This window comes from Microbacterium invictum, assembly GCF_014197265.1.
Lineage (GTDB): Bacteria > Actinomycetota > Actinomycetes > Actinomycetales > Microbacteriaceae > Microbacterium > Microbacterium invictum.
Genome location: NZ_JACIFH010000001.1, coordinates 1,052,693 through 1,069,522, shown reverse-complemented (window position 1 = coordinate 1,069,522; position 16,830 = coordinate 1,052,693). Strand labels below are relative to the sequence as shown.

Sequence of the window (16,830 nt, the reverse complement as noted above, 5' to 3'; positions counted from 1 at the left end):
GCGCCCCCGACGTGCGCCGGTGTGGCGGAATGGCAGACGCGACCGACTCAAACTCGGTTGCCCGCAAGGGCGTGTGGGTTCGACTCCCACCACCGGCACGTATCCTCAGGCGCCGAAGTACTGGTTTCCCAGCGCCTTGCTCTTGAGCGCGTCGAATTCGCCCTGGCTGATCGTGCCGGCATCCAGCAGCTCCTTCGCCGTCGCGATGTCCGCGGCAGGCGTCGACGACGCGACGGGCCGGTAGGAGTCTTCCTCCGGGGCTCGTGCGCGCCCCGGATTGGCACGGGCGGCCATGCCGCTGCCCCGCGCGATGAGGTACACGATCGCGGTCAGGATGGTCGCGATCAGCAGCGCGACGATCCACGCCGCCTTCCCCCAGCCGCTCACCGAGTCGTCCCGGAACAGATCGAAGATGATGAAGAACAGCACGAAGATGTATGAGACGAAGTAGATCGCCGTCAGTGTGAACCAGAAGAGATCGCCGATCACATCGCACCTCCAAGAACGTCGAAGACCGGAGCGGTCGTGCTCAGCATAGCGAGCACGACCGCTCCGGTCCGGGATTGCGACTAACTGCGTTCCTGGTAGATCGGCGCGTTGCCGTTGACCGCATCGCCGAGCTTGTGGATGCGGATGTCGTTGGTCGATCCGATGATTCCGGGAGGGGATCCCGAGATCACGACGACTTTGTCCCCCTCGGTGGCCAGTCCGTTGTCGAGGAAGAACTTGTCCACCTGGATGAACATCAGGTCGGTGTGGGCGACGTGTTCGACGAGGGTCGACTGGATGCCCCACGTGAGCGACATGCGGCGGCGGATCGCCGGGTCGACCGCGAACGCCATCATCGGGATGCCGGGGCGCAGGCGCGACATGCGACGCGCGGTGTCACCCGATTCGGTGAAGATGCAGATGTACTTCGCCTCGACGAACTCGGCGACCTCGTTGGCGGCCATCGTGATGATGCCCGGCTGCGTGCGCGGACGCGCGGTCATCGGGGCGATGCGCTCGAGCCCGTGCTCCTCGGTCGAGTCGACGATGCGGGCCATGGTCTCGACCACGCCGACCGGGTACTTGCCGACGCTCGTCTCCCCCGACAGCATGACCGCGTCGGCCCCGTCGAGCACGGCGTTGGCGACGTCGCTGGTCTCGGCGCGGGTGGGAACCGGGTTCTCGATCATCGTCTCGAGCATCTGGGTGGCCACGATCACCGGCTTGGCCATGCGGCGGCACAGCTCCACCGCGCGCTTCTGCACGATCGGCACGGCTTCCAGCGGCAGTTCGACGCCGAGGTCGCCGCGGGCGACCATGATGCCGTCGAACGCATCGATGATCTCCTCGAGATTGTCGACGGCCTGCGGCTTCTCGATCTTGGCGATGACGGGGACCCTGCGTCCCTCTTCGGCCATGATCTCGTGCACACGACTGACGTCTGAGGCGTCGCGCACGAACGAGAGCGCGATGATGTCGGCGCCCGTCCTCAGGCCCCAGCGCAGGTCGGCCTCGTCCTTGTCCGACAGCGCGGGGACGTTGACGGCGACGCCGGGCAGGTTGATGCCCTTGTTGTTCGACACCGCGCCGGCGACGATGACCTCGGTGGTCACGACCGGGCCGTCGACACCGGTAACCTGCACGCGGACCTTGCCGTCGTCGATCAGCAGGAAATCACCGGGCTTGACGTCGCCGGGAAGACCCTTGAAGGTCGTCGAGACGATCTCCTTGGTGCCTGCGATGTCCTCCGTGGTGATCTTGAAGACATCGCCCACGGCGAGCTCGTGCGGGCCGTTCTCGAACTTGCCGAGGCGGATCTTCGGCCCCTGCAGGTCGACGAGGATGGCGACGGCGCGTCCGGCGTCGTCGGCCGCCTTGCGCACATTCGCGAAGCGGGCTTCGTGCTCGGCGTACGAGCCATGGCTCAGGTTGAAGCGGGTGACATCGACGCCGGCCTCGATGATCGCCCGGATCATCTCATAGGACTCCGTGGCGGGTCCGAGGGTGGCGACGATCTTCGCGCGTCTCACAGCAATTGACTCCGGTCTGTATTCGGGTGGGGTATCAGGAGGGTGGTCAGGCGACCGGAAGGCCGATCGCGACGTCGCTCGGGCGCACGGGCGCCGGCAACGTTGTCTCACCCATAAGGTACCCGTCCACGGCCGCCGCCGCCGCACGGCCCTCGGCAATGGCCCAGACGATGAGTGATTGTCCACGTCCGGCATCGCCGGCCACGAACATGCCCGGGGTGCTGGTCTGGTAGTCCTCGGCGCGCTCGATGGTGCCGCGACCGGTGAACGCGGTGCCCAGCTGGGCGTCGAGCGCGTCCTGCTCGGGACCGGTGAACCCCATCGCGATCAGCACGAGATCGGCGGGGATCTCACGCTCGGTGCCGCTCTTGGGCACGCGGCGACCGTCGATGTACTCGGTCTCGGCGACGCGCAGCGCACGGACCTCGCCGGCCGCGTTGGCGAGGAACTCGACGGTCGATGCCAGGTAGGAGCGTTCGCCGCCCTCCTCGTGCGCGGACTGCACCTCGAACACGTGCGGCGACATCGGCCACGGCTGGTGCTCGGGGCGCTCGTCCGGTGGGCGGACGCCGATCGCCAGGTTGGTGACGCTCAGCGCGCCGTGGCGGTGCGCGGTGCCGATGCAGTCGGCACCCGTGTCGCCGCCGCCGATGACGATGACGTGCTTGCCCTCGGCGTGGATCTGGTTGGGCACCCCGTCGCCGGCGACGGCCTTGTTCGACTCGACGAGGTACTCCATCGCGAAGTGCACGCCGGCCAGGTCGCGGCCGGGGATCGGCAGGTCGCGCGGCACGGTGGAGCCGGTGGCCACCACGACGGCGTCGTATCGCGCGCGCAGCTCGTCCCACGTGATGTCCACGCCGATCTCGACTCCCGCGCGGAATCGCGTGCCCTCGTCCTGCATCTGCCGCAGGCGCGACTCGAGGTGGCGCTTCTCCATTTTGAAGTCCGGGATGCCGTAGCGCAGCAGTCCGCCGATGCGGTCATCCCGCTCGTAGACGGCGACCGTGTGGCCCGCCCGGGTGAGCTGCTGAGCCGCCGCGAGCCCGGCGGGGCCCGAGCCGACCACGGCGACGGTCTTGCCGGTGAGACGCTGGGGCGGCTCGGGCTCGACCCAGCCGCGCGCGAACGCGTCGTCGATGGTCGACACCTCGATCTGCTTGATCGTCACGGCCGGCTGGTTGATGCCGAGCACGCACGCGCTCTCGCACGGTGCCGGGCACAGCCGCCCGGTGAACTCCGGGAAGTTGTTCGTCGCGTGCAAGCGCTCGATCGCGGCACGGCCCTCGCCGCGCCACATGAGGTCGTTCCACTCCGGGATGAGGTTGCCCAGCGGGCAGCCCTGGTGGCAGAACGGCACGCCGCAGTCCATGCAGCGTCCGGCCTGCCGGCGCAGCACCGCCGAGTCACCCGGTTCGTACACTTCCTTCCAGTCCATGATGCGGACGGGAACGGGCCGGCGCGTGGGCAGCTCGCGCTCGGTGGTCTTGAGGAAGCCCTTCGGATCAGCCACCGGTCACCTCCAGGATGCGGGTCCAGACGATGTCGCCGTCGGGGTCGAGCCCCTCGGCGGCCGCCTGCTGACGGGTGTTCATGACGGCCGCGAAGTCGCGCGGCACCACCTTGACGAAGTTCGCCGCCTCGAGCTCGATGTCATCGAGCAGCCGTGCGGCCAGCGTCGAGTCGGTCTCGGCGATGTGCTGGGCGAGCAGGTCGCGCAGGATCTCGACGTCGCCCGAGCCCAGCTCGCTCAGCGCGAGCTCGCCCGTGGCAAGCGCCTCGCGGTTCACGAGATAGCGGTTCAGCCGGTACACATAGGCGGTGCCGCCCGACATGCCGGCGCCGAGGTTGCGCCCGGTGGGGCCGAGGATCACGGCCAGCCCCCCGGTCATGTACTCCAGGGCATGATCGCCCACGCCTTCCACGACGGCGGTCGCGCCCGAGTTGCGCACCAGGAACCGCTCCCCCACGACACCGCGAAGGAACATGGTCCCCTGCGTCGCGCCGTAGCCGATGACGTTGCCGGCGATGACGTTGCGGGATGCGTCGAATCGTGCGCCGCGCGGCGGGCGTACGACGATCTGACCGCCCGACAGTCCCTTGCCGACGTAGTCGTTCGTGTCGCCCTCGAGCCGCAGCGTGATGCCCGCCGGGAGGAATGCGCCGAAGGACTGTCCGGCCGAGCCGGTGAGGTTGATCTCGATCGACCCGGACGGCAAGCCGTGCTCGCCGTGGGCCAGGGTGACGCGGTTGCCGAGCATGGTGCCGACGGCGCGCTCGGTGTTGCGGATCGGCAGATCGAAGGTGGCGTGACCGCCGTGGACGATAACGTCCTGCGCCTGCTCGATGATCGGCACGTCGAAGTGCTGATCGAGCTCGTGGTCCTGGTCGCGCACATGTCGTCGCGGGGTGTCCGGCCCGAACGCCGGTCCCTCGAGGATGGGGCTCAGGTCCAGCCCGTCGGCCTTCCAATGCTCGATCGCGCGGTTCACATCCAGCAGCTCGTTGTGGCCGACGGCCTCTTCGAGCGAGCGGAAGCCGAGCTCGGCCAGGTATTCGCGCACTTCCTGGGCGATGAACTCCATGAAGTTCACGACGAACTCGGGCTTGCCGGCGAAGCGGCTGCGCAGGACGGGGTTCTGGGTGGCAACGCCCACCGGGCAGGTGTCGAGGTGGCAGACGCGCATCATGATGCAGCCTTCGACCACGAGGGCCGTGGTCGCGAAGCCGAACTCCTCGGCACCCAGCAGGGCCGCGATGATGACGTCGCGTCCGGTCTTGAGCTGGCCGTCGGCCTGCACCACCACCCGGTCGCGCATGTCGTTGAGCATGAGCGTCTGCTGCGTCTCGGCCAGGCCCAGCTCCCACGGGGTGCCGGCGTGCTTGAGCGAGTTCAGCGGGCTGGCGCCGGTGCCGCCGTCATGCCCCGAGACGAGGATGACGTCTGCGAGGGCCTTGGCCGTGCCGGCGGCGACCGCGCCGATGCCGGACTGGCTCACGAGCTTCACGTGGACCCGGGCGGCCGGGTTCGCGCGCTTCAGGTCGAAGATCAGCTGCTTGAGGTCTTCGATCGAGTAGATGTCGTGGTGCGGCGGCGGCGAGATGAGCCCGACGCCGGGCGTTCCGCCGCGCGTCCGCGCGATCCACGGGTAGACCTTCGCCGGCGGCAGCTGACCGCCCTCGCCGGGCTTGGCGCCCTGCGCGAGCTTGATCTGGATGTCGTCTGCGTGCGTCAGGTACATGCTCGTGACGCCGAATCGGCCCGATGCCACCTGCTTGATCGCACTGCGCCGGTCGGGGTCGAGGAGACGTTCGACGTCTTCGCCGCCCTCGCCGGTGTTCGACTTCGCGCCGAGGCGGTTCATCGCGATCGCGAGCGTCTCGTGCGCCTCCTTCGAGATCGACCCATAGCTCATCGCGCCGGTCGAGAAGCGCTTGACGATCGACGAGACCGGTTCGACCTCGTCGATCGGCACCGGCTCACGGTGACCGGTGCGCAGCTCGAACAGCCCGCGCAGGGTCTTCAGCTGCGTGGCCTGGTCGTCGACGAGCGAGGTGTACTCGCGGAAGATGTCGTAGCGCCGGGTGCGAGTGGAGTGCTGCAGCCGGAAGACGGTGTCGGGGTTGAACAGGTGCGGGGCGCCGTCACGACGCCACTGGTACTCCCCGCCGGTCCACAGCCGCTCGTGCGCGCGCGCCGCGGCATCCTCGGGATAGGCGAAGTCGTGCCGTGCCTGATTCTCGTCGGCGACCTGCTGGATGCCGATGCCGCCGAGCTTGGTCTCGGTGCCGGTGAAATAGCGGTCGACGAACCCCTGCGACAGGCCGATGGCCTCGAACACCTGGGCGCCCGCATAGGACGAGACCGTCGAGATGCCCATCTTCGACATGATCTTCAGCACGCCCTTGCCCAGGGCGTAGATGAGGTTCTTGACGGCCCGCTCGGGGGTGACGCCGGTGATGAACCCGGCGCGGACGAGGTACTCCACCGTCTCCATGGCCAGATAGGGGTTCACCGCGGATGCGCCGTAGCCGATCAGCGTGGCGACGTGGTGCACTTCGCGCACGTCACCCGCCTCGACGACGAGGCCCACCTTCATGCGGTTCTCGCGCCGGATCAGGTGGTGGTGGATCGCCGAGACCATGAGCAGCGACGGCACCGGGACGAGGTCCTTGTTCGAGTCGCGGTCGCTGAGGATGAGGAACTCGGCGCCCTGCTCGATCGCCTCGTCGACCTCGGCGTACATCTCCTCGAGGCGCGCTTCGAGCGCTCCGGGACCCTGGTCGAAGTGGTAGAGGCCGCGGATGATGACCGAGCGCCGGCCGGGCAGTGCCTTGTCGATGTTCTGAAGCTTGGCCAGCTCGTCGTTGTCGATCACCGGGAAGTCCAGGGTGATCGAACGGGCGTGCTCGGGCCCCCACGACAGCAGGTTGCGCTCGGGACCGAGGCCCAGTCCGAGCGAGGTGACGACCTCTTCGCGGATGGAGTCCAGCGGCGGGTTGGTGACCTGCGCGAACTGCTGCGTGAAGTAGTCGAACAGCAGGCGCGGCCGCTCGCTGAGCACGGCGACCGGGGTGTCCGATCCCATCGCCCCCAGCGGCTCGGCCCCGTTCTGGCCCATCGGGGTCAGGAGGATGCGGACCTCTTCCTCGGTGTAGCCGAACGTGCGCTGACGCCGCGTGATCGAGGCGATCGGGTGCACGATGTGCTCGCGCTCGGGCAGGTCCCGCAGACGCACCCTCCCGGCATCCAGCCACTCCTGCCACGGTTCCATGGCGGCCAGCTCACGCTTGATCTCGTCGTCCTCGACGATGCGGCCCTGGGCCGTGTCGACCAGGAACATGCGGCCGGGGCTCAGGCGCCCGCGGCGCTTGATGCGCTCGGGCTCGAAGTCGAGGACGCCCGTCTCGCTGCCGACGACGACCAGGCCGTCGGTCGTCTCGGTCCAGCGGCCCGGACGCAGTCCGTTGCGGTCGAGAGTCGCGCCCACGACGGTGCCGTCGGTGAAGATCAGCGCCGCCGGGCCGTCCCACGGCTCCATCTGCATCGAGTGGTACTCGTAGAACGCCCGCAGGTTCGGGGAGATGTCGGCCTGCTTCTCGTACGCCTCGGGAACCATCATCATGATGGCGTGCGGCAGGCTGCGGCCGGTGAGGTTCAGCAGCTCGAGCACTTCGTCGAACGACGCCGAGTCGCTGGCGCCCTCGGTGCAGATCGGCATCAGCGGCCGGATGTCGCCGAGCAGCTCGGACTCCAGCTGCGACTGCCGGGCGCGCATCCAGTTGCGGTTGCCGCCGACGGTGTTGATCTCGCCGTTGTGGGCGAGCATGCGCAGCGGCTGGGCGAGCGGCCAGGACGGGAACGTGTTCGTCGAGTAGCGCGAGTGGACCACGGCGAGCTCACTCGTGAAGCGCTCGTCCTGCAGATCGGGGTAGAACGGCTCGAGCTGGAGGGTGGTGACCATGCCCTTGTAGCCGATCGTGCGGCTGGACAGGGAAACAAAATACGCGCCCAGTTCATGTTGGGCGCGCTTGCGGAGCCGGTAGGTGCGGCGGTCGAGTTCGATCCCGGACATCGCCGGAGCGCCACCGATGGCGGGGCGGGACAGGAACATCTGCTCGAGCGCGGGGCGCGCGTCGTGGGCGAGCTTGCCCAGGTGCGCGTCGTCGGTGGGCACGGCGCGCCAGCCGAGCACGCTGAGCCCCTCGGAAGCGGCGAGCTTCTCGATCGCGGCCTTCAGCGCGGCGCGCGCCTGGTCGGCGAGCGGCAGGAATGCCAGGCCCGCGGCGTACTCCCCCACCGGAGGCAGGTCGAAGCCGACCACGTCGCGGAAGAAGGCATCCGGCATCTGGGTCAGGATGCCGGCGCCGTCACCGGTGCCCGCATCCGAGCCGATGGCGCCGCGGTGCTCGAGGTTGCGCAGCGCGGTGAGCGCCAGCGACACGATGTCGTGTCCCGGCGTGCCGCGCAGCGTGGCGACCATCGCCAGGCCGCAGGCGTCCTTCTCGAACGCAGGGTTGTACATGCCCTGCTTGGCGGGCGCGCCCGACAGGCGGGTCACAGCGTCTTCTCGACGGAGGCTCGAGGCCATGCGTACCGTCCTCTTGGTGTTACGTGCAACGGGGACGTCGTCGGCCCTGCGGGGTTCTATTCGGAGATGCCTTTGCTTGTGGCTGCGGTCTCGATTGCTTCGGGCTCGGGGGGTGCGCTGACATCCACGAAGTCGTCGGTGTTCTGCGATTGTACAGCGACTTCGGGCGACCACTCCCGTCCGGGGACGTACGGGGACGGCTCGTAGCCGGGATGACGGCGCTTCTGGACGATCATGATGACCAGTCCGAGCACGACTCCGAAGATCGCCGCCCACACGTTCGTGCGCAGTCCCAGGATGATGTCACTGGGATCGATGCGGATCGACTCCCACACGACGCGGCCGGCGCTGTACCAGACCAGGTAGAGGCCGAACAGACGGCCCCACTGCAGCCGGAACCGGCGGCCGGCCCACAGCAGCACCAGCACGCCCAGCACGTTCCAGATCACTTCGTAGGCGAAGGTCGGGTGGAACAGGGTGTCGTCGGCCAGTCCCGGCGGGAAGGCGGGGTTGTCGGGGCTGATCTCGAGGCCCCAGGGCAGGTCGGTCGGAAGGCCGAACAGCTCCTGATTGAACCAGTTGCCGAAGCGGCCGATGGCCTGTGCGAGCAGCAGTCCGGGAGCGAGGGCGTCGGCGAAGGTCCAGAACCGGATGCCGGTCCACTTGCAGCCGAGCCAGGCGCCGATCGCGCCGCCGATGAGCGACCCGTAGATGGCGATGCCGCCATCCCACACGTTCCAGATCGCATCCCGCTCGAACGGGTTCCACCATTCGCGGCCCTCGGCGAAGTAGAAGTCGAAGTGCGTGAACACGTGGTAGAGCCGCGCGACGATGATCGCCAGCGGCACCGCGAGAAGCGCGATGTCGATGACCACCCACGGCTCGGCACCACGCCTGGTCAGGCGGTGGTTGGTCAGCAGCGTCGCCACGACGATGCCGGTGAGGATGCACAGCGCGTAGAAGTGGATCGTCAGCGGGCCGAGCTGGAATGAGCTGATCGGCGGGCTCGGGATGGACGCGATGACCGGGAGAGCGGAGAAAGTCACGACGGCGAGTCTAGTTCCCCGGTGCCGATGCCGGTGACCCGGTGAGCGCACGGGTGGTCGCCGCGAGCTGCTCGAGACCGCCGTCGCGGAGTGCCCGGACCAGTGCCGTGCCGACGATCGCGCCGTCGGCGTAGTCCAGGACGCCCTCCACGTGGGCACGCGTCGAGATGCCGATGCCCACACAGGCATGCTCCACCCCGTGCGTGCGCAGACGGCCCACGAGGGCGCGCGCCGCGGCATCCAGCTCCGCGCGTTCGCCGGTGATCCCCATCGTGGAGACGGTGTAGACGAAGCCCGTCGACTGCCGTGCGATCAGCTCCAGGCGCTCATCGGACGACGTGGGCGCGGCCAGGAAGATGCGATCCAGCCCGGTGCGCTGCGAGGCGGCGATCCATTCCTCGGCGGCGTCGGGGGTGATGTCGGGGGTGATGAGCCCGGCTCCCCCGGCGGCGAGCAGATCATCGGCGTATCGGTCGACGCCGTACTGCAGGACGGGATTCCAGTAGGTCATGATGACCACGGGCACGTCGACCCGTGACGTGATCTCGCGCACTGCGGTGAACGTGTCGCGCAGCCGGAAGCCGCCGGCGAGGGCGGCCTGGGTGGCCTCCTGGATGACGGTGCCGTCCATGACCGGATCGGAATACGGCGGGCCGAGCTCGATGACATCCGCGCCGTTCTGCGCGAGGGTGACGGCCGCCTCGATGCTCGTGGCCAGATCCGGGAACCCGAGCGGCAGGTAGCCGACGAACGCACCGCGTCCGGCCTCGCGTGCCGCGTCGATGGCGGCGGCGACCCGGCTCACAGCTTCGTCCCCTCGCCCTTGGCGGCGCCGGAGTCCGCAGGGGCGTCCACCGGCGCGGCCCCTTCGTCGTACAGGTCGAACCAGCGCGCAGCGGTGTCCATGTCCTTGTCGCCGCGGCCCGACAGGCACACGGCGATGATCGCGTCCGGTCCGAGCTCGCGGCCCAGGCGCACAGCGCCGGCCAGAGCATGCGCGGACTCGATCGCGGGAATGATCCCCTCGGTACGGCTGAGCAGCCTCAGAGCGTCCATCGCCTCGGCGTCGGTCGCCGGGATGTACTCGGCGCGGCCGATCGAGGCGAGCCAGGAGTGCTCCGGGCCGACGCCCGGGTAGTCGAGTCCGGCCGAGATCGAGTGGGACTCGATGGTCTGGCCGTCCTCGTCCTGCAGCACGTAGGTCTTGGCGCCGTGCAGTACGCCGGGGCGACCGCGTTCGATCGATGCGGCGTGCTTGTCGGTGTCGACGCCGTCTCCGGCCGCCTCCACGCCGTAGAGCTTCACGCCCTCGTCGTCGAGGAACGCGTCGAACATGCCGATCGCGTTGGAGCCGCCGCCGACGCACGCGACCACGACATCCGGAAGCCGACCGGTCTCGTCCAGCAGCTGCGCGCGCGCCTCCTCGCCGATGATCTTCTGGAAGTCGCGGACCATCGCCGGGAACGGGTGGGGCCCTGCGGCGGTGCCGAAGATGTAGTTCGTCGTCTCGACGGTGGCGACCCAGTCGCGGTAGGCGTCGTTGATCGCGTCCTTGAGGGTGCGTGAGCCGGTCTTCACCGGCACGACCTCGGCGCCGAGCAGCCGCATGCGGGCGACGTTGAGCGCCTGCCGCTCGGTGTCGACCTCGCCCATGTAGATCGTGCATTCGAGTCCGAACAGGGCGGCCGCGGTCGCCGTGGCGACGCCGTGCTGGCCGGCGCCGGTCTCGGCGATGACCCGGGTCTTGCCCAGGCGCTTGGTCAGCAGCGCCTGGCCGAGCACGTTGTTGATCTTGTGCGACCCGGTGTGGTTGAGGTCTTCGCGCTTGAGGAAGACGCGTGCGCCGCCGGCGTGCGCGGCGAACCGCGGCACCTCGGTGATCGCCGAGGGGCGTCCGGCGTACGAGTGCAGCAGATGGCTGAGCTCCTGCGCGAACGCCGGGTCGGCGATGGCCGTCTCGTAGACCTCGGTCAGCTCGTCGATGGCGGCGATGAGCGATTCGGGCATGTACCGGCCGCCGAACTCGCCGAAGAACGGGCCTTTCTGTTCGCGCAGACTCACGATCCGGCCTCCAAGAACGACTGCAGGGTGGTGACCGGGTCGCTGGTCACCAGGGCTTCGCCGATGAGCACCACATCGGCGCCGGCGGCGCGATAATGTGCGACGTCGGCCGGGGCGAGCACGGCGGACTCCGCGATCTTGACCGCGCCGGCGGGCAGGTGCCCGGCCAGCCGGCCGAACAGGTCGCGGTCGAGCTCGAACGTCGAGAGGTTGCGGGCGTTGACGCCGATCAGCTGCGCGCCGATGTCGGCGGCGCGGTGCACTTCATCGAGCGAATGCGTCTCGACCAGTGGTGTCATGCCGAGGTCGCGGACCAGGGTGTGCAGTGAGGTGAGCGTCGCCTGGTCGAGACCGGCGACGATGAGCAGCACGATATCGGCGCCGGCGGCCCGGGCCTCGAGCACCTGGTACTCGGTGGCGATGAAGTCCTTGCGCAGCACCGGCAATGACACGGCGGCGCGGACGGCTTCGAGGTCGGCCAGGGTTCCCTTGAACCTGCGGCCTTCTGTGAGTACGGAGATCGCCGAGGCGCCGCCCTGTTCGTACCGGGCGGCCTGCAGCGCAGGGTCGGGGATCTCGGCGAGGTCGCCGCGCGAGGGGCTCGCGCGTTTGACCTCGGCGATGATCTTGACGCGGTCGGCGGGGGCGAGCGCCGCGAGGGCGTCGAGCGCGGGCTTCTGCGCGAGCGCGCGGCGTTCCACGGCCTCGAACGGCTGGGCCAGTCTGCGCTGCTCCGCGTCCTCCACCGCGCCGGCCGTGAGGTCGGCGAGCACGTCAGTGCGCTTTCGGCGTGTACTTGGATCCGCCGACGCCGTACCCGACGCGGGCCATCACCCAGCCCACGACGATGCCGACCACCAGCAGGGCGGCCGAGGCCCACACCAGAACGGGCATCTCGAGGAAGAAGAACAGCGTGCCGAAGGTCACTGCGACGAGCATGATCACGACGGCCGTCCAGGCTGCCGGGGAGTGTCCGTGGCCAGGGTCGCCGATGTGGTCGCTCATTGTTCTCCTTCGCGTGCCGGTGCGGACGATGCCCGCTCGGGCCAGTCTAGCGGGGGCGGATGCCGGGTACCGGCATCCATGTCATGCGGTGGGATCCTCGCCCCGGCTGAGATCGTCCCACGAGTCGATTGCGTCGTGCGGGCGCGAGCCGGCGCGGCCGGCCGGTGCCGCGGTGCCCTCGACGGTGGTCGCGGCGTCTGTCCGGAACCGGCGACCCGATCGTCCCCACGTGTGCGCCGTCATGAGGGTGAACACGCCGCCGAGCGCGATGATCGCCGCCGTCACGACGGTCACCGCCGGCCACGGCGTCGTCGTCACGGTCGAGACGAGGCCGCGCACGGTCTCGGTGCCGCTGAGACCGGTGGCCTCGGTGACCACGGTGGCAAAGGCGGTCACAGGCGCATCCGCGACGATCTGGGCCGACCCGACGGCCAGGACGACGCCGATGCCCACGGCCAGCGCACCGAAGAGCCAGCGCAGCACGCGCCCGACGATGGTGAGCGCGAGGGCGAGGGCCAGGGCAGCGAGACTGAGCGGTGCGAGCAGCGGGAGCGCGGTGGCACCGTCGACGGCCAGGACCGGGTGGGTGCCTTCGCGCAGGGTCACGTCCAGCCAGGTCTGCGTCGAGCCGATGAGGGTGACCGCTGCCGCGGCGAGGATGATCGTCACCGCGATCATGCGGGCGCGGGTCACCAGAGCGGATGCCATGTCACTGCTCCCCTGTCATTTCGCACCGGGCGCGGTCAGGCAGCACGCCGCCCCGCCGCTCGGGGTCAGTACCGTGCGACCGGACGCGTCGCGCCACGTGCCGGAGAAGTCCTTGCCCGCGCTGCGCACGGTGAATCCGCCGAAGGTCATGCCCTCCACCGAGACGGGCTGCCCGTCGCGACGGATGGTCACGTGGACGTGCTCGAAGCTCGACCCACCGCCGCACGGGAGTGCCTGGGCGACATCGCCCAGGTAGGTTCCGGCGGGAACCTTCTTGCCGATCCGTGCGGTCTGCTCGTTCTTCAAGTGGTAGTACGTCGACTGCCAGCCGCCGGTGTGGTTCACGCCGAGGTAGCCCTTGCCGCCACCGCAGTTGAAGCGATAGACGGTGCCCTCGGCGATCGTGTAGACCTTCTTGCTCGATGCGGGGATCGTGCGGGAGGGGCCGAAGTCGAGGGAGCCGCGGGCGCCCTGGTTCGTGCCGAGGGAGGTGTGCGGGGCGCCGGCCGACCAGCGCTCGCCGGCCGCGAAGGGCAGGCCCCAGGTCGGCGCGTCGGGTCCGGTCATCGTCGCCCAGCGGATGGCGCCGCTGCCGGTCTGCAGGCTGACTTCGCCGTCGTTCGCGACGACGAGCCGGGTGGCCGCTGTGCCGGTCGTGCTGGCCTGCCAGCGGATCTGGCCGCCCGTGCCGAACAGCGCGAGGTTGCCGTCGGCGCGGATGCGGAGGGTGGCGGCGTCGGATGCCGTCGTGCCCGAACTCCACAGCACGCTGCCGTTCCGGTCGACGGTGATGGTCCCGTTGGCGGTCACGCACAGCCCGACCGTGCCGTTGTTCGACGCGAGGCAGGAACCGGCCTTCAGCTCGGTCGTCGCGGTCACGCGGTCCCCCGATGCCCGGGCGTGTGCCACGCCGAAGTCCTGGACGAGCGTCGACACCGCCTGCGCGACCGCGCCGGTGCCGCCGAGCACCACCGCCTTCGCGGGCGCCAGCCGCGTCAGCGCCACGCCGGTCGCAGGCGAGAGGACGGTGGGCTGCGTCAGCAGCAGCGGGGCGCCCGCCGCGGCCGCGGCACCCGACAGCGCATCGGCGAACACGGTGCCGCTGGCGAGGTAGGCCACCGGCGCGCCGGTGGGGAACTCCTGCGCGATCGCGGCCGAGGTGGCGTAGCGGTCGGCGCCGCCGATGCGCTCGGCCGAACGTCCGGTCGCGCGCGATGCGGCATCCGCCACCGCCTTCGACACGGCACCGGTGCCGCCGAGCACGACGAGCCGTGTGGGTTTCAGGCGCTTCAGTTCGGCCTCGATGGAGCCGGGGACGGCGCCGGGGGTGGTCAGCAGGACCGGGCCGCCGAGCCGGGCGGCCAGCGCCGCACCGCTGAGCGCGTCGGGGAACTCCACACCGCTGGCGAGGAAGACGACGGGCACGCCGGCGGCGAACGTCGCCGCGCTGGTGGCGGCGGAGGTCTCGTAGCGGTCTGCGCCGGAACGACGCTCGACGCTACCGCCGGTGTAGCCCGCCAGGTCCTCCGCGACGGTGGCGGAGATCGCGCCCTCGCCGCCGAGCACGACGATGCGCTTCGGCTTCAGTCGCCGCAGTTCGTCACCGATCGCCTTCGGCAGCGCCGTCGGCGTGGTCAGCAGCACAGGGCCGCCCCCTGCGGCCGCCGCGGCCGAGCCGCTGAGCGCGTCGGGGAACAGTGCGCCGCTGGCGATGTAGGCGACGGGCGCACCGGCCGCGAACGTGGCCGCGCTGATGGCAGCGGAGGTCTCGTAGCGGTCCGCGCCGGCGATCCGCGTCACCTGGCCGGCCGCCGCGCTTGCCGGGGCGATGTCGAGCGCGACTGCTCCCCCGGCGACGAGCGCGATGATCGCGAGCGCGCTGAGGGCGCGGCGGAACCGTCCCGTCACGGTGCTCCCACGACGGGGTCGAGGTCGTCGGCGTCGAAGCAGGTGCGGTCGCCGGTGTGGCACGCCGCACCCACCTGCTCGACGGTGATCAGCAGCGTGTCGCCGTCGCAGTCCAGGCGGGCGCCCTTGACGTACTGGGCGTGGCCCGAGGTGTCGCCCTTGCGCCAGTACTCCTGCCGCGACCGCGACCAGAACGTCACGCGGCCCTCGGTGAGCGTGCGGCGCAGCGCCTCGGCATCCATCCACCCGAGCATCAGCACCTCGCCGGTGTCGTGCTGCTGGATGATGGCGGGCACGAGGCCGGCATCGTCGAACCGTACGCGGTCGGCACTCACGTCGGTGGTCATCGCACCTCGATTCCGTCGTCGGAGAGCGACTGCTTGACGTCGCCGATGGTGAGCTGACCGGAGTGGAAGACGGATGCCGCGAGCACGGCGTCGGCACCCGCGCGCACGGCCGGGGCGAAGTGCTCGGCCGCACCGGCACCGCCGGAGGCGATCACCGGGACGCTCGAGACCTCGCGCATGAGGCCGACCAGTTCGAGGTCGAAGCCGTCCTTGGTCCCGTCGGCGTCGATCGAGTTGACCAGCAGCTCGCCGGCGCCACGCTCGATGGCCTCACGCGCCCAGGCGAGGGCGTCGAGCGCGGTCAGCGTGCGGCCGCCGTGCGTGGTGACGGCGAAGCCCGACGGAGTGCCCGGCGCCCGCTTGACGTCGAGCGAGAGGACGAGCACCTGCGCCCCGAAGCGGTCGGCGATCTCGTCGACCAGCTCTGGGCGGGCGATCGCCGCCGAGTTGACCCCGACCTTGTCGGCGCCCACCGACAGCAGCCGCGCGACGTCGTCGGCCGAGCGCACTCCCCCGCCCACGGTCAGCGGGATGAAGACCTCTTCGGCGGTGCGGCGCACCATGTCGTAGGTGGTCGAGCGGTCGTCGACGGTCGCGGTCACGTCGAGGAAGGTCAGCTCGTCGGCGCCCTGGTCGAAGTAGCGGCGGGCGAGTTCGACCGGGTCGCCCATCTCGCGCAGGTTCTCGAAGTTGACGCCCTTGACGACCTTGCCGTCCTTGACGTCGAGACACGGGATGACGCGGCAGGCCAGCGACATCAGAGCCTCGCGTTGTGGATCGCGGTCACCAGGATCGCGCGGGCGCCGATCGCGTACAGGGCGTCCATGACCTGGTTGACGGTCTTGCGCGGGATCATGACCCGTACCGCCACCCATTCGGGGTCGCGCAGCGGCGAGATGGTGGGCGACTCGATGCCGGAAGCGATCTTGATGGCCTCGTCGACCAGGTTCGCCGGCAGGTCGTAGTCGACCAGCACGTACCGGCGCGCGACCATCACGCCGCGCAGGCGCCGCAGCAGGACGTCGGTGCCCTCCGCCTCGATGGGGGCGCCGATCAGCACGGCCTCAGACTCGAGCAGCACGGGACCGAAGATCTCCAGGCCCGCCTGGCGCAGTGTGGTGCCGGTCGAGACGACGTCGGCGACGGCATCGGCCACCCCCAGCTCGACGGCGGATTCGACCGCGCCGTCCAGCGGCACGAGGTCGACGGCGACGCCGTGTTCGTCGAGGTAGGCGTCCACCAGTCCCGGGTACGCGGTCGCGACCCGGACGCCGTCGAGATCAGCCAGGTCGGCGAACCGTCCGGGCGGGCCCGCGAACCGGAACGTCGACGCCCCGAAGCCGAGCTTCTCGATCTCGAGCGCGCGCGGCATCCGCGCGTCGAGCAGGAGGTCACGGCCGGTGATGCCGACATCGAGGGCGCCCGAGCCCACGTAGGTCGCGATGTCCTTGGGGCGCAGGTAGAAGAACTCGACCTCGTTGACGGGGTCGATGACGTGCAGGTCTTTCGGGTCGCGGCGGCCGGTGTAGCCGGCCTCGGCCAGCATCTCGGCGGCGGTCTCGGCGAGCGATCCCTTGTTCGGCACAGCGATTCGCAGCATGTTGCGGGGCTTTCGGAGTCTCGGGGGGAAGAGGTCGGGGGTGCG

General features: G+C 69.9%; 14 protein-coding genes and 1 tRNA gene. 1 reads left to right on the top strand and 14 read right to left on the bottom strand.

Annotated features, from left to right (window positions below; genetic code table 11):
* Positions 1-15 precede the first annotated feature (15 nt).
* A tRNA-Leu gene (locus tag BKA10_RS05170) sits at positions 16-98 on the top strand.
* 7 nt (positions 99-105) lie between these two features.
* Here the strand turns inward: BKA10_RS05170 and BKA10_RS05165 are convergent.
* From BKA10_RS05165 to hisG, 14 genes are all read right to left on the bottom strand, one after another.
* Entirely contained in the window at positions 106-489 is a 384-nt protein-coding gene (locus BKA10_RS05165; RefSeq protein ID WP_183498908.1) for an SHOCT domain-containing protein, read from the bottom strand.
* A gap of 80 nt (positions 490-569) precedes the next feature.
* A complete protein-coding gene (gene pyk / locus BKA10_RS05160; RefSeq protein ID WP_183498907.1) occupies positions 570-2,018 on the bottom strand; it encodes a pyruvate kinase in 1,449 nt (482 codons plus the stop codon).
* Positions 2,019-2,064: 46 nt separating this feature from the next.
* Positions 2,065-3,531, bottom strand: a complete 1,467-nt coding sequence (locus BKA10_RS05155) for a glutamate synthase subunit beta (protein ID WP_183498906.1) — start codon at positions 3,529-3,531, stop codon at positions 2,065-2,067.
* The gene (gene gltB, locus BKA10_RS05150) at positions 3,524-8,110 is read right to left on the bottom strand and encodes a glutamate synthase large subunit (protein ID WP_183498905.1); all 4,587 of its coding nucleotides are present in this window, start codon (positions 8,108-8,110) and stop codon (positions 3,524-3,526) included. The genes BKA10_RS05155 and gltB overlap by 8 nt, the downstream gene beginning before the upstream one ends.
* Before the next feature lie 56 nt (positions 8,111-8,166).
* Complete coding sequence (lgt, locus tag BKA10_RS05145) at positions 8,167-9,156, bottom strand: prolipoprotein diacylglyceryl transferase (protein ID WP_183498904.1); 990 nt, start codon at positions 9,154-9,156, stop codon at positions 8,167-8,169.
* 10 nt (positions 9,157-9,166) lie between these two features.
* Entirely contained in the window at positions 9,167-9,961 is a 795-nt protein-coding gene (gene trpA / locus BKA10_RS05140; protein WP_183498903.1) for a tryptophan synthase subunit alpha, read from the bottom strand.
* A complete protein-coding gene (gene trpB, locus BKA10_RS05135; RefSeq protein WP_183498902.1) occupies positions 9,958-11,217 on the bottom strand; it encodes a tryptophan synthase subunit beta in 1,260 nt (419 codons plus the stop codon). The genes trpA and trpB overlap by 4 nt, the downstream gene beginning before the upstream one ends.
* Positions 11,214-11,990, bottom strand: a complete 777-nt coding sequence (trpC, locus tag BKA10_RS05130; RefSeq protein ID WP_183498901.1) for an indole-3-glycerol phosphate synthase TrpC — start codon at positions 11,988-11,990, stop codon at positions 11,214-11,216. Before trpC ends, trpB begins: the two co-directional genes overlap by 4 nt.
* Position 11,991: 1 nt before the next feature.
* Complete coding sequence (locus BKA10_RS05125) at positions 11,992-12,222, bottom strand: DUF6704 family protein (protein WP_183498900.1); 231 nt, start codon at positions 12,220-12,222, stop codon at positions 11,992-11,994.
* A gap of 81 nt (positions 12,223-12,303) precedes the next feature.
* Complete coding sequence (locus BKA10_RS05120) at positions 12,304-12,930, bottom strand: Trp biosynthesis-associated membrane protein (protein WP_183498899.1); 627 nt, start codon at positions 12,928-12,930, stop codon at positions 12,304-12,306.
* Between the two features lie 15 nt (positions 12,931-12,945).
* The gene (locus tag BKA10_RS05115; RefSeq protein ID WP_183498898.1) at positions 12,946-14,838 is read right to left on the bottom strand and encodes a cell wall-binding repeat-containing protein; all 1,893 of its coding nucleotides are present in this window, start codon (positions 14,836-14,838) and stop codon (positions 12,946-12,948) included.
* Entirely contained in the window at positions 14,835-15,185 is a 351-nt protein-coding gene (gene hisI, locus BKA10_RS05110; protein WP_183498897.1) for a phosphoribosyl-AMP cyclohydrolase, read from the bottom strand. The genes BKA10_RS05115 and hisI overlap by 4 nt, the downstream gene beginning before the upstream one ends.
* A complete protein-coding gene (gene hisF / locus BKA10_RS05105; RefSeq protein WP_183498896.1) occupies positions 15,182-15,943 on the bottom strand; it encodes an imidazole glycerol phosphate synthase subunit HisF in 762 nt (253 codons plus the stop codon). Before hisF ends, hisI begins: the two co-directional genes overlap by 4 nt.
* Entirely contained in the window at positions 15,943-16,785 is an 843-nt protein-coding gene (hisG, locus tag BKA10_RS05100) for an ATP phosphoribosyltransferase (protein ID WP_183498895.1), read from the bottom strand. Before hisG ends, hisF begins: the two co-directional genes overlap by 1 nt.
* Positions 16,786-16,830: the final 45 nt, after the last annotated feature.

What these genes read in the sequence shown, in the direction of transcription:
- gltB (WP_183498905.1), bottom strand. Translation starts at nt 8,110, where the DNA reads ATGGCCTCGAGCCTCCGTCGAGAAGACGCTGTGACCCGCCTGTCGGGC.
- BKA10_RS05125 (WP_183498900.1), bottom strand. Translation starts at nt 12,222, where the DNA reads ATGAGCGACCACATCGGCGACCCTGGCCACGGACACTCCCCGGCAGCC.
- BKA10_RS05120 (WP_183498899.1), bottom strand. Translation starts at nt 12,930, where the DNA reads ATGGCATCCGCTCTGGTGACCCGCGCCCGCATGATCGCGGTGACGATC.
- hisI (WP_183498897.1), bottom strand. Translation starts at nt 15,185, where the DNA reads ATGACCACCGACGTGAGTGCCGACCGCGTACGGTTCGACGATGCCGGC.
- hisF (WP_183498896.1), bottom strand. Translation starts at nt 15,943, where the DNA reads ATGTCGCTGGCCTGCCGCGTCATCCCGTGTCTCGACGTCAAGGACGGC.
- hisG (WP_183498895.1), bottom strand. Translation starts at nt 16,785, where the DNA reads ATGCTGCGAATCGCTGTGCCGAACAAGGGATCGCTCGCCGAGACCGCC.